Source organism: Pseudotabrizicola algicola, assembly GCF_010915705.1.
Taxonomy (GTDB): domain Bacteria; phylum Pseudomonadota; class Alphaproteobacteria; order Rhodobacterales; family Rhodobacteraceae; genus Pseudotabrizicola; species Pseudotabrizicola algicola.
Window position 1 is genome coordinate 302629 of sequence record NZ_JAAIKE010000001.1, and the last position, 12465, is coordinate 315093.

Consider the following 12465-nt stretch of genomic DNA (forward strand, 5'->3'; position numbering starts at 1 on the left):
GCGTAAATCTGTCACGCGTGATTGACAAAGCCGCCCCTGCCATTGCCGGGGCGGCTTTGTCGTATTATCCATGGGCAAACCGATGAGGACCCGTGCCGAGATGAGCCACAATCCGATCCGCCCCTGGCGCAACATCTACCGCCGCAAGTCGCGCCAGATCCGCGTGGGCAAAGTGCTGGTGGGGGGCGATGCGCCGATTTCGGTGCAGACGATGACCAACACGCTGACCACCGATGTGGCGGCGACGCTGGAGCAGATCCAGCGCGCGGCGATTGCGGGGGCCGATATCGTGCGGGTGTCGACGCCCGATCAGGAAAGCACGGCGGCGCTGCGCGAGATCGTGCGCGAGTCGCCGGTGCCGATCGTGGCCGATATCCATTTCCACTACAAACGCGCGATCGAGGCTGCCGAGGCCGGAGCCGCCTGCCTGCGGATCAACCCCGGCAATATCGGCGATGCCAAGCGCGTGGCCGAGGTGGTGAAGGCCGCGCGCGATCATGGCTGTTCGATCCGGATCGGCGTCAATGCCGGCAGTCTGGAAAAGCACCTGTTGGACAAATATGGCGAGCCGTGTCCCGATGCGATGGTCGAGTCGGGCATGGACCATATCAAGCTGTTGCAGGACAACGATTTTCACGAGTTCAAGATCAGCGTGAAGGCCTCCGATGTCTTCATGGCCGCTGCCGCCTATCAGCAACTGGCGGATGCAACCGATGCGCCGATCCACTTGGGCATCACCGAGGCGGGCGGTCTGATGTCCGGCACGGTGAAATCGGCCATCGGTCTGGGCAACCTGCTGTGGATGGGGATCGGCGATACCATCCGGGTGTCTCTGTCGGCGGACCCTGTCGAGGAGGTGAAGGTCGGCTTCGAGATCCTCAAGTCGCTCGGCCTGCGGCATCGGGGGGTGACGATAATCTCTTGCCCGTCCTGTGCGCGGCAGGGCTTTGACGTGATCAAGACGGTGAGCGCGCTGGAGGACCGGCTGGCCCATGTGACGACCAGCCTGTCGCTGTCGATCATCGGCTGCGTGGTCAACGGGCCGGGCGAGGCGCTGATGACCGACATCGGCTTTACCGGCGGCGGGGCCGGATCGGGGATGGTCTATCTCGCGGGCAAACAGAGCCACAAGCTCGGCAATGAGGCGATGATCGACCATATCGTCGAACTGGTCGAGAAAAAGGCTGCCGAGATCGAAGCGGCAGAGGCCGCGGCCGAAGCAGGGCAGGCGGCGGAGTGATCAGCGCCCGCGCCAGACCCAGCCGCCGCCCAGCACGCGGCTGCCTTCGGGCGCGTAGAAAACGCAGGCTTGCCCTGCACTGACGCCGTTTTCGGGATCAAGCAACTCCACCTCGGCCTCTGTCGCCGACAGGGGCCTGATAACCGCGGGGCGCGGCGGGCGGGTGGAGCGCACCTTGACATGGACATGCCATTCGGGTGCCGAGTCGAAGGGGGCGTCGCCCAGCCAGTTCACCTCCCGCACGGGGACGGTGCGGGTGGCCAACGCCTCACGCGGGCCGACGATCACGCGGCGCGTTTCGGGATCGAGCCGCACCACGTAGAGCGGATCGCCAAGGCCCCCGATGCCCAAGCCCTTGCGCTGCCCGATGGTGTAATGGATCACCCCGCGGTGCTGGCCCAGAACGGTGCCATTCAGGTCAACGATCTCGCCCGGATCGGCGGCACCGGGGCGCAGCTTTTCGATCACCGCCGCGTAATTGCCGTTCGGCACGAAGCAGATGTCCTGGCTGTCGGGCTTGTCGGCCACGGGCAGGCCGTATTTCGCAGCCAGCGCGCGGGTTTCCGCCTTCGAGGCCAGATGGCCGAGCGGAAAGCGCAGGAAGGCAAGCTGTTCTGCCGTGGTCGAGAACAGGAAATAGCTTTGGTCGCGGTTGGCATCGGCCGCGGAATGCAGTTCCGGCCCCAGCTCGCCGGTCTTGCGCTGGATGTAATGGCCGGTCGCCATGCAATCGGCATCGAGATCGCGCGCGGTGGCCAAGAGGTCCTTGAACTTGACCCGTTCATTGCATCGGATGCACGGCACCGGAGTTGCGCCGGCCAGATAGGCGTCGGCGAATTCCTCGATCACCGCCTCGCGAAAGGTGTTTTCATAATCCAGCACGTAATGCGGAAAGCCCATCGTTTCGGCCACGCGGCGCGCGTCGTGAATGTCACGCCCCGCGCAGCAGGCGCCTTTCTTGGCCAGTGCCGCCCCGTGGTCATAGAGTTGCAGCGTGACGCCGACGACGTCATAGCCTTCTTCCTTGAGCATCGCGGCGACGACGGATGAATCGACACCGCCCGACATGGCCACCACCACGCGGGTGGCGGATGGCGGCTTGGGCAGCCCCAGCGAGTTGAGCGGGTGATCCAGCATGGTGTTACCTTTCCGGGATTGCGCGCAATATAGGAAAATGCGCGATACTCTCAACCCCTTGTCCTGCGCAACCTTCACCTTCGCTTAAGTCTGATGGGTCACCCTCGCCGGTATCCGTGAGGACCAATGGGAAGTTTTGGCCATGTATCTCAAACGTGTTGATGGCCCGCGACAGGTGACCTTGCCCGATGGCAGCATTCTGACACGGGCGGATTTGCCTGCGCCCGACACGCGCCGCTGGGTGGCCAGCCGCAAGGCGATCGTGGTGCGGGCGGTCGTGCATGGCCTGATCACCGAGGCGGAGGCGCTGGAGCGTTACGCCCTGTCGGAAGAGGAATTTGCGCTCTGGCGTCAGGCGGTTGCCCAGCATGGCGAGAAGGCTTTGAAGGTCACGACTATCCAGAAGTATAGACAACTTTAAGTTGTTTTTGCTTCGCGCTCAGGCAGAGTAACGGTCAGTTAACCATTCAAGGTCAGTGTTGTTAACGAAGCTGGTTGTTGCGGAGTTTGAAAGATGCGGATTCTACTTGTCGAGGATGATCCCACCACATCGCGCAGTATCGAATTGATGCTGACCCATGCCAATCTGAACGTCTATTGCACCGATATGGGGGAAGATGGGGTCGATCTGGCAAAGCTGTATGATTACGATCTCATCTTGCTCGATCTCAACCTGCCGGACATGTCGGGGCATGAGGTGCTGCGCCAGCTGCGTCTGGCGCGGATCGAGACGCCGATCCTGATCCTTTCCGGCTCTGACGACACCGATTCGAAGCTGAAGGGCTTTGGTTTTGGCGCGGATGACTATCTGACCAAACCTTTCCACCGCGAGGAACTGGTCGCCCGCATCCATGCCATCATCCGCCGCTCCAAGGGGCATAGCCAGTCGATCATCATCACCGGCAAGATCAATGTGAACCTTGATGCAAAGACGGTGGAGGTCGAGGGCAAGACGGTGCATCTGACGGGCAAGGAATACCAGATGCTGGAACTGCTTTCCTTGCGCAAGGGAACCACCTTGACCAAGGAGATGTTTCTCAACCACCTTTATGGCGGGATGGATGAGCCGGAGTTGAAGATCATCGACGTGTTCATCTGCAAGCTGCGCAAGAAACTGGCCGAGGCGACGGGGGGCCAGAACTATATCGAAACGGTCTGGGGCCGTGGATATGTGCTGCGCGATCCGGTGGGCGAACAGCGCAAGATGGCGGCCAGCGCCTGACCCTTGCCCTTGGCCGGTGCCCCTCCTACACCTTGGGGGGCAAGCGGAGGGGATGATGGCCGGAACGTCAGTCAAACAGTTGACAGAAGATCAGGCGCGCGCCGAACTGGCGCGCCTTGCCGAAGCGCTGGCTGCGGCGAACCGGGCCTATCATACGCTGGACGCGCCCGAGATCTCGGATGCCGAGTATGACGCGCTCAAACAGCGCAATGCCGCGATCGAGGCGCGCTTCCCTGCGCTGAAGCGGGCCGACAGCCCCAGCGACAAGGTGGGGGCCGCCGTGGCGGATGGCTTTGGCAAGGTGGCGCATTCGGTGCGCATGCTCAGCCTTGAAAACGCGTTCGAGGACGGCGACATCGGCGATTTCGAAGACCGGGTGCGCAAATATCTGAACAGCAGCGGGGCCTTGGCCTTTACTGCCGAGCCGAAGATCGACGGGCTGTCGCTCTCCCTGCGCTATGAGGGGGGCGTGTTGGTGCAGGCGGCCACGCGCGGCGATGGCGAGGTGGGCGAGAACGTGACCGAAAACGCCCGCACGATCGGCGACATTCCCCAGCGCCTGACCGGCGCACCCGATGTGCTGGAGGTGCGCGGCGAGGTCTATATGAGCCACGACGATTTTGCCGCGCTGAACGCACGGCAGGCGGCGGCAGGGGGCAAGACATTCGCCAATCCGCGCAATGCGGCCGCAGGGTCCTTGCGGCAACTGGATGCCAGCATCACTGCCGCGCGCCCTTTGCGCTTTTTCGCCTATAGCTGGGGCGCGCTGTCTGAACCGCTTGCCGCCACGCAATACGAGGCGATTGCACGGCTGGCGGCCCTTGGTTTTCAGACCAACCCGCTGACGCGGCTGTGCGACGGGCCCGAGGAGATGCTGGCGCATTACCGCGCCATCGAGGCGCAGCGGGCGACCTTGGGCTATGACATCGATGGCGTGGTCTACAAGGTCAACGATCTGGGGTTGCAGGCACGGCTCGGGTTCCGTTCGGCCACGCCGCGTTGGGCGATTGCGCATAAATTTCCTGCCGAACTGGCCTGGACCACGCTTTTGGGCATCGACATTCAGGTGGGGCGCACCGGGGCGCTCTCGCCCGTGGCGCGGTTGCAGCCGGTGACGGTGGGCGGTGTGGTGGTCAGCAATGCGACGCTGCACAATGAGGATTACATCGCCGGACGGGATGCCAAGGGGCAGGAAATTCGGGGCGGGCGCGATTTTCGTATTGGCGACTGGGTGCAGGTCTACCGCGCTGGGGATGTGATCCCGAAACTGGCTGATGTGGACCTGTCGCGGCGGGACAGCGGCTCGCAACCCTATGTCTTTCCGCATGAATGCCCCGAATGTGGCAGCCCTGCGCTGCGCGAGGAGGGGGATGCGGTGCGGCGCTGCTCGGGCGGGCTGATCTGCCCCGCGCAGGCGGTGGAACGGCTGAAGCATTTCGTCAGCCGCCATGCCTTTGACATCGAAGGTCTGGGTGCCAAGCAGGTGGAGATGTTCTTCCGCGATGCCGACCTGCCGGTGAAAACTCCGGCGGATATCTTCACGCTGGCAGAGCGTGATGCCGCCAACGGGTTGAAGCGGTTGAAGAACCGCGACGGCTTTGGCGAAACCTCGGCCCGCAAGCTGTTTGCCGCAATCGAGGACAGGCGGCGGATCGGGCTTGACCGGCTGATCTTTGCGCTGGGCATCCGGCATGTGGGCGAGGTTGCGGCGCAATTGCTGGCGCGGCACTACAGCACATGGGAGACCTTCGAGGCGGCGGTGACCCATGCCGCGCCGGGCAACGAGCCCTGGGCCGAATTGCTGGCGATTGACGGGGTGGGCAAAACGCTTGCGGAAAGCCTGACGGCGGCGTTCCAGAACGAGGCCGAGCGCGCGGCGATTGACGCGCTGGTGGCGCAATTGCAGGTGCAGCCCGTGGTGTGGAAGGCCGCGACCGACAGCCCTGTTGCGGGCAAGACGGTGGTGTTTACCGGCACCTTGGAGAAGATGACGCGGGCCGAGGCGAAGGCGCGGGCCGAGGCGCTGGGTGCCAAGGTGGCGGGCAGCGTGAGCGCCAAGACCGATATTCTGGTGGCGGGGCCGGGGGCCGGGTCCAAGCTGAAAGAGGCGGCCAAGCACGGGGTCACCACGCTGGATGAAGATGGCTGGCTTGCGTTGATCGAGGGCGCATGAGCCGGCCCGAAGCCCTGTTTCCGCTCTTTGCGGATCTGGATACGCTGGAGGGGGTTGGCCCCAAGACCGCGCGCGCGATGGAAGGCCTGGGCGTCACGCGGCCCAAGGACCTGTTGCTGCTGTTGCCCCATTCGGGGGTGGATCGCAGCCGCAAGGCTTCGGTGCGCGATGTGGTGCCGCCCACCGTGCTGACGGTCGAGGTGGAGGTGGGCGCGCATTTTCCGCCGCGCAGCAAGGGCAAGCCTTACCGCGTGATGGTCCGCGATGCGCAACTGGAATGGGCGCTGGTGTTCTTCCATGCGCGCGGCGACTATCTGCAAAAGCTGCTGCCGACGGGGCAGCGGCGCATCGTTTCGGGCCGGATCGAGCTTTTCGATGGCATCGCGCAGATGGTGCATCCCGACCATGTGCTGCGGCTGGACGAGGCGGTGGCGCTGCCTGTCTATGAGCCGGTCTATCCGCTGACCGCGGGGGTGACGCAGCGGCTGCTGGCCAAGGCGGTGGAGGGGGCGATGGCGCGTGCGCCCGACCTGCCGGAATGGATCGACCCCAGCCTCAAGGCGCGCGAAGGCTGGCCGGACTGGCGCGCGGCGATTGCGGCGGTGCATCGGCCTGAGGGGCCGGCGGCGCTGGCCCAGACCGATCCGGCACGGGCGCGTCTGGCCTATGACGAGCTGTTCGCGCATCAGTTGACGCTGTCGCTGGCGCGGGCGTCGCTGCGCAAGTCAAAGGGCGTGGTGACATGCGGCTCGGGCGTATTGCAGGCGCGGGTGCTGGCCAGTCTGCCCTATGCGCCCACGGGCGCGCAGACCCGCGCGGTGGCCGAGATTGCCGCCGACATGGGCGCGCCCTTGCGGATGAACCGGCTTTTGCAGGGCGATGTGGGGGCGGGCAAGACGCTCGTGGCCTTCATGGCGCTGCTGATCGCCGCCGAGGCGGGCGGGCAGGGTGTGATGATGGCCCCGACCGAGATTCTGGCGCGCCAGCATCATGAGGGGCTGGCCCCGTTGGCGGCGGCGGCGGGGGTGCGGCTGGAGTTGCTGACCGGGCGCGACAAGGGGGCCGAGCGGGCGGCCAAGCTGCGCGATTTGGCCGAGGGGCGGATTGCGGTGCTGGTGGGCACCCATGCGGTGTTCCAGAAGGATGTGGCCTTTCACGATCTGCGGCTGGCGGTCGTGGATGAACAGCACCGCTTTGGCGTCGCGCAGCGGATGGAGCTTGGGGCCAAGGGCCGCGCGGTCGATGTGCTGGTGATGACGGCGACGCCGATCCCGCGCAGTCTGGCGCTGGCCAGCTATGGCGATATGGATGTGTCGGTGCTGGACGAGAAACCGGCGGGGCGAAAGCCGATCAAGACCGTGATGATCGCCGCCGCGCGGATCGAGGAGGTGGTGGCGCATCTGGCCCGTGCGGTCGCCGAAGGGCGGCAATGTTATTGGGTTTGCCCCTTGGTCGAGGACTCCGAGGTTCTGGATTACGCCAGTGCCGAGGCCCGCTTTGCCAGTCTGCGCGCCGCGCTGGGCGATCAGGTGGGGCTTGTGCATGGCCAGTTGCCCCCCGCCGAGAAGGATGCCGCGATGGCGCGGTTCCAGCGCGGCGAGACGCGGGTTCTGGTGGCCACCACGGTGATCGAGGTCGGGGTGAATGTGCCCAACGCCTCGATCATGGTGATCGAGCGGGCCGAAATCTTCGGTCTTGCGCAGTTGCACCAGTTGCGGGGGCGCGTCGGGCGCGGGGCGGCGCAATCGACCTGCCTGCTGCTGTATCAGGCGCCGCTGAGCGAGGCCGGAGAGCGGCGGCTGACCACGATCCGCGACACCGAGGACGGGTTCCGCATTGCCGAGGAAGATCTGGCGATGCGGGGGGCGGGTGACCTGATCGGCACGGCGCAATCGGGGCTGCCGCGCTTTCGCGTGGCCGATCTGGAGCGGCAGGGGGCGCTGATGGCGGTGGCGCAGTCGGATGCGCGGGCGCTGCTGACGGTCGACCCCGGGCTGACCAGCCCGCGCGGGCAGGCGGCACGGCTGCTGCTCTGGCTGCTCGATCAGGACCGCGCGATCCGGCTGATCGCCGTGGGCTGACCAAAAATCTTAATTTGTTCCCGAATGTTCTTAAAAAGTTCTTTACAGACACGGGGAACGTGTGAGAACAATATGGCAACAAGCAAGCAGGAGGATGCCATGGTTGCCCAAGTCAAGGATATCGTCACCCGGTCCCGCGCGACGCTGATCGAAGATCTGGCGGGTGTCGCGGCCCTGTTTGCCACGCTTTTTGTCTGCCTGTCCTTTACCTCGTTCTGACACTGCCTGCGGTCTGCCCGATCGCGCGCCCCGCACCTGTCCCCAAGTGGTGCCCCTTGCGCGCAACAGACACGCCACTTGCCGCCGCATGTCACTGACATGCGGCGGTTTTTTCACTCAGGGGCCGTCATTCAAAGGCATAGGCCAGACGCAGGCCGCCCCAGTGCCGCCCCTTGACGCGGATCGGGGCGGAGACGTCTTTCATCATTGCAAACGTGCCGCCGCCCATGTCGCGGCGATAGACTTGCAGCAGGAAGGGTTCGGTATTGCGTCCGGCCCCCAGACCGACGCGGTCGTCGAAGATGCGGCGGTTGCGGCAATGGGCGGCGTTCCAGACTGGATCACGGCTTTGCGGGGCGCTGAACTTTGCGTTGTGGGTCGGCAGATAGCCGTTGCGGTCCACCGCCGCGCAGAACACGATTCGCGGGTCCATCGTCAGGACGGTTTCCTGCACCGCCGGGAAGAGCCTGTCCGTCAGATCGGTGAACGGGGCGAGCAACTGTTCGGGGTTGGTGCCGGGGATCGGGCGATAGCGCTGGTCGAACAGGGTGGCGAGCGGGATCTCGCCGCTGTCAACGGCCGCGTCCAGCCGCGCGCCGAGTTGTCTGGCGGCGTCGCGCACAAGGTTGATCATCGGCCCGTCCGCCGAGCGCGCGCCCAGTTGCACCGCCTTTTGCACCAGCCTTTCGCTCAGCCCGATCAGGCCCGAGGTTTGTTCGCGCGCGCGGGTCATGCCGGTGGCGGTGGTGTCGGACGCGGTCAGCAATGCGTCAAACAGGGGGGTGAAGGTGTCATTCGCGGCCTGCACCCTTGCGGCGGATTGCGCGATGCCTTGCGCCGCCATCTGTCCCGAGCGGACGCTTTGCGCGATGTCACCCAGCGCGGTGTCGATCCCTGCCGCGCCGGTCAGAGCATCGCCCGCCCGCACCGCCACCTGTTCCGCCTCGGTGCGCAGCCCGCCGATCCCGTTCGTCAGCCCGTCGATGGCATGGCGGATAGCCTCTGTCGCTTTTGCGGTGCGACGCGACAGGGCGTTGATTTCATCCGCAACCACGGCAAAGCCGCGACCGGCGCTGCCGGCATGGGCCGCTTCGATCTTGGCGTTGATGGCAAGGATGTTCACCTGCATGGCGATTTCACCAATCTGGTGCGCCGATTTCTGCATCTCGGTCAGGGTGCCCGCCACCGAGAGCATCCGCGCGGCCAGGGTCTGCACCCATTCGGCAACGTGCTGGCTTTCCACGTTGCTGTCGCGGATCTGGCGCGAGGAGTGTTCCACGCCTTCCAGCGTCTGCGCGACGGTCTGCACCAGAACATCCGTGGCCTCGCGCACGGCGGCGTTCTCGCGTGCGACCGCCTCGACCGCCACCTTGGCGCGCTGCATCAGGGCGCGCTGGTCCTGTGTCGTGGTATCAAGGGTGTCGATGAAACCGGCGACCGCGACCACATCATGCCCGAGGTGGATAGCGGTGCCGTAAAGATGGTCGAGCACGTCGAGGTCGGGTTCAGCTTCCACCGGCTTCAATACGTTCATCTCTGGCCTCTTGCTTTGGAACCGTTAAAGACGGGCCGGAGAGACGGTGCGTTTAGGCATCCCCCGCATTTTTCTGTGCAGCATCCGCGCTGCTGGCGGCCTCTGCGGCGGCCTCGATTGCCAAGAGGATGGAGGCGTGGCGGTTCTTGTAGTCGCGGGCAGGGGTCAGCACCTCAAAGCCCGCGAAGGGGGCGGGCGGCACGGGGCCCGAGGATTTGAGCATGGCGCGCAAGGCGTCGCGCCCCGCCGCAAGCTCTGCCGCGGTGCGGCCCAGAACCGCCTGACCCAGCAGGCTGGCCGCGGCCTGACCCAAGGCACAGGCCTTGACGTCCTGCGCGAAGGCGGTGACGCGGCCCGCTTCCATCACCACATCCACCGTCACGGTCGAGCCGCAAAGGGGCGAGCGCTTGCGCACCGTCGCCTGAGGCTGGGGCAGGCGGCCGTGGTGCGGGATATCCGCCGCGAGTTCGAGGATGCGGCCGGAATACAGGCTGATCAGGTCACTGTCGCTCATTTAACGAGACCGCTGGGGTGCATGGCGCTTTTCCTTCTGACCTGTTTTAGATAGACCGATCCCCCGCAGACGCCAAGGAGAACGCGCATGGCTTTTGACCCCGCAAGCCTAAAGTATGATGCGAACGGATTGATTCCCTGTATCGCGCAGGATGACGACAGCGGCGAGGTGCTGATGATGGCATGGATGAACGCCGATGCGGTGGCTCGGACGCTGGAGACGGGCCGCGTGACCTATTGGTCCCGCTCGCGCGCGGCGTTCTGGGTCAAGGGCGAGACGTCGGGGCATTTGCAGCATCTGGTGGAGTTGCGGGTCGATTGCGACCGTGATTGCCTGCTGGTTCGGGTGCGCCAAGAGGGTCCGGCCTGCCACACCAACCGCCGGTCGTGCTTTTACACCGTGGTGCGCGACGGGGCCGAGGTGATTGTCATGGAACCTATGGCTGCGACGAATAGTTGAGCTATTATCTCGGCTTTACCGGTGGCGGGTCTTGACCTTTCGCGCGGAAACACAGCTATTTGCCCCAACCACAATCGACAAAAGGATGAAAACCATGGCTTTCACACTTCCCGACCTGCCTTACGCCCATGATGCGCTGGCGGACCTTGGCATGTCGAAAGAGACGCTGGAATATCACCACGACATTCACCACAAAGCCTATGTCGACAACGGCAACAAGCTGATTGCCGGAACCGAGTGGGAAGGCAAGTCGGTCGAAGAGATCGTGGTCGGCACCTATAACAAGACCGCCGTGGCGCAGAACGGTATCTTCAACAACGCCAGCCAGCACTGGAACCATGCCCTGTTCTGGGAAATCATGGGACCGGGCGAGAAGAAGATGCCGGGCGAGCTGGAAAAAGCGCTGACCGAGGCTTTCGGGTCGGTCGACAAGTTCAAGGAAGAGTTTTCGGCGGCCGGTGCGGGCCAGTTCGGATCGGGCTGGGCATGGCTGGTGAAGGACGCCTCGGGCGCATTGAAGGTCACCAAGACCGAGAACGGGGTGAACCCGCTGTGCTTTGGCCAGACTGCTTTGCTGGGCTGTGATGTGTGGGAACATTCCTACTACATCGACTTCCGCAACAAGCGCCCCGCCTACCTGACGAACTTTCTTGACAAATTGGTGAACTGGGAAGCCGTCGCAGCCCGCATGTAAGCCTAAGCTGTTGATTTAAAACAAAACCCGCGCAAGTTGGCCTTGCGCGGGTTTTTTGCTGCGGTCAAGGTGTCACACTGGCGTTGTAGGCCGGACTTCCCATCTAGGGGCGAGAGCAAACAAGAAACGATGGGAGGCCAAATGACGACGATGACACGCAACTGCTGGCTGGTGGTGGTGGACGGTGACGGCGCCATGATTCTGGAAAATGCCGGCACGGTTTCGGCGCCCGATCTGCGGGTGATTGACCGGATTTCGACGCCGGGCAGCGAAGGGGCGGCGGACAGGCTGTCCTATGGGGCGCGTGCGGGCGGAGCCGAGGCCAGCGACCGCGCACGGCTGGCGGAAACGGCAATGGTGGCCATGCTGATGACGCGCCTGTCTTTTGCGGTGCGCCAGTCGCGCACCTCGCGTCTGGCGATAGCCGCGCCGCCGCATTTGCTGGAAGCGATCCGCACGCGGCTGGATGACAATTTGCGCGGGCGCGTTGTGATCATGTTGCCCAAGACACTGACGCACAAGCCATTGGAGCAGGTGGTGACCGTCATCAATGATGCGATGCTGCGCGCCGCCTGACGGCACAGTTCGTGCATGGCCTGCGCTTTGGCGCGTAAACCGTTGCTGGATCAGGATAAAGCCTGCTCCAGCGCGGCAAGAAGCGCCGGAACGTCCGGCACGCTGGTATAGGCGGTGCGCAGGTGGTCTTCGGCAAAGCCCTGTGCGATGACGTGATCCATCAGCGCGATCAGCGGTTGCCAATAGCCAGAGGTATCAAGAAGGAAGATCGGCTTGCGGTGCAGGCCGATCTGCCGCCATGTCAGCACCTCGAAAAACTCGTCCAGACTGCCCGCGCCGCCCGGCAGGACCACGATGGCATCCGAGTTCATGAACATGACCTTCTTGCGCTCGTGCATGTTCTCGGTGATGACCAGCTGGTTCAGGTCGCGCTTGCCGCGTTCCTTACCCATCAGGTGTGTGGGGATCACCCCCATCGTGCTGGCACCTGCCGCGATGGCGGCGCGCGCCACCTCTCCCATCAGGCCGACATCGCCCGCGCCATAGACCAGCCGCCAGCCATGCTGTGCCAGACCGTTGCCGAGGCTGAGCGCGTCTTGGGCATAGGCTGGCGACTGGCCGGGACGTGATCCACAAAAGACACAGACAGAACGAAGCGGGGTCATAAGAGCATCCT

At 64.4% G+C, this 12465-nt stretch carries 12 protein-coding genes; 8 read left to right on the forward strand and 4 right to left on the reverse strand.

Going from position 1 to position 12465, the window contains the following annotated elements:
* Positions 1-100: 100 nt before the first annotated feature.
* Entirely contained in the window at positions 101-1240 is a 1140-nt protein-coding gene (gene ispG / locus G3572_RS01480; protein ID WP_164609882.1) for a flavodoxin-dependent (E)-4-hydroxy-3-methylbut-2-enyl-diphosphate synthase, read from the forward strand.
* On the opposite strand, the gene mnmA is transcribed toward ispG, so the two are convergent.
* Positions 1241-2377 carry a tRNA 2-thiouridine(34) synthase MnmA gene (gene mnmA / locus G3572_RS01485; RefSeq protein WP_164608905.1) on the reverse strand — a complete coding sequence of 379 codons (1137 nt, stop codon included), beginning with the start codon at positions 2375-2377 and terminating at the stop codon, positions 1241-1243.
* Positions 2378-2519: 142 nt separating this feature from the next.
* Here mnmA and sciP point away from each other — a divergent pair, with 142 nt between their 5' ends.
* From sciP to recG, 4 genes are all read left to right on the forward strand, one after another.
* Positions 2520-2798 (forward strand): CtrA inhibitor SciP, encoded by a 279-nt coding sequence (sciP, locus tag G3572_RS01490; RefSeq protein ID WP_164608906.1) that lies wholly within the window; start codon positions 2520-2522, stop codon positions 2796-2798.
* A 93-nt stretch (positions 2799-2891) separates the two neighbouring features.
* Positions 2892-3599: a response regulator transcription factor CtrA gene (ctrA, locus tag G3572_RS01495; RefSeq protein WP_164608907.1), complete on the forward strand. Its 708-nt coding sequence runs from the start codon at positions 2892-2894 to the stop codon at positions 3597-3599.
* 52 nt (positions 3600-3651) lie between these two features.
* A complete protein-coding gene (gene ligA / locus G3572_RS01500) occupies positions 3652-5772 on the forward strand; it encodes an NAD-dependent DNA ligase LigA (protein ID WP_164608908.1) in 2121 nt (706 codons plus the stop codon).
* The gene (gene recG / locus G3572_RS01505; protein ID WP_164608909.1) at positions 5769-7853 is read left to right on the forward strand and encodes an ATP-dependent DNA helicase RecG; all 2085 of its coding nucleotides are present in this window, start codon (positions 5769-5771) and stop codon (positions 7851-7853) included. Before ligA ends, recG begins: the two co-directional genes overlap by 4 nt.
* A gap of 346 nt (positions 7854-8199) precedes the next feature.
* Here recG and G3572_RS01510 read toward each other — a convergent pair whose 3' ends face one another.
* Positions 8200-9606, reverse strand: a complete 1407-nt coding sequence (locus tag G3572_RS01510) for a methyl-accepting chemotaxis protein (RefSeq protein WP_164608910.1) — start codon at positions 9604-9606, stop codon at positions 8200-8202.
* Positions 9607-9658: 52 nt separating this feature from the next.
* Entirely contained in the window at positions 9659-10120 is a 462-nt protein-coding gene (locus G3572_RS01515; protein ID WP_164608911.1) for an iron-sulfur cluster assembly scaffold protein, read from the reverse strand.
* Positions 10121-10207: 87 nt separating this feature from the next.
* Here G3572_RS01515 and hisI point away from each other — a divergent pair, with 87 nt between their 5' ends.
* The 3 genes from hisI (at position 10208) to G3572_RS01530 (ending at position 11849) form a co-directional block, all read left to right on the forward strand.
* Positions 10208-10579, forward strand: a complete 372-nt coding sequence (gene hisI / locus G3572_RS01520) for a phosphoribosyl-AMP cyclohydrolase (RefSeq protein ID WP_164608912.1) — start codon at positions 10208-10210, stop codon at positions 10577-10579.
* Positions 10580-10673: 94 nt separating this feature from the next.
* The gene (locus G3572_RS01525) at positions 10674-11273 is read left to right on the forward strand and encodes a superoxide dismutase (RefSeq protein WP_164608913.1); all 600 of its coding nucleotides are present in this window, start codon (positions 10674-10676) and stop codon (positions 11271-11273) included.
* Positions 11274-11414: 141 nt separating this feature from the next.
* Positions 11415-11849, forward strand: coding sequence for a baeRF12 domain-containing protein (locus G3572_RS01530; RefSeq protein WP_164608914.1), 435 nt, complete (start codon positions 11415-11417; stop codon positions 11847-11849).
* Between the two features lie 50 nt (positions 11850-11899).
* On the opposite strand, the gene G3572_RS01535 is transcribed toward G3572_RS01530, so the two are convergent.
* Positions 11900-12454, reverse strand: coding sequence for an LOG family protein (locus tag G3572_RS01535; RefSeq protein WP_164608915.1), 555 nt, complete (start codon positions 12452-12454; stop codon positions 11900-11902).
* Between the last annotated feature and the right edge of the window lie 11 nt (positions 12455-12465).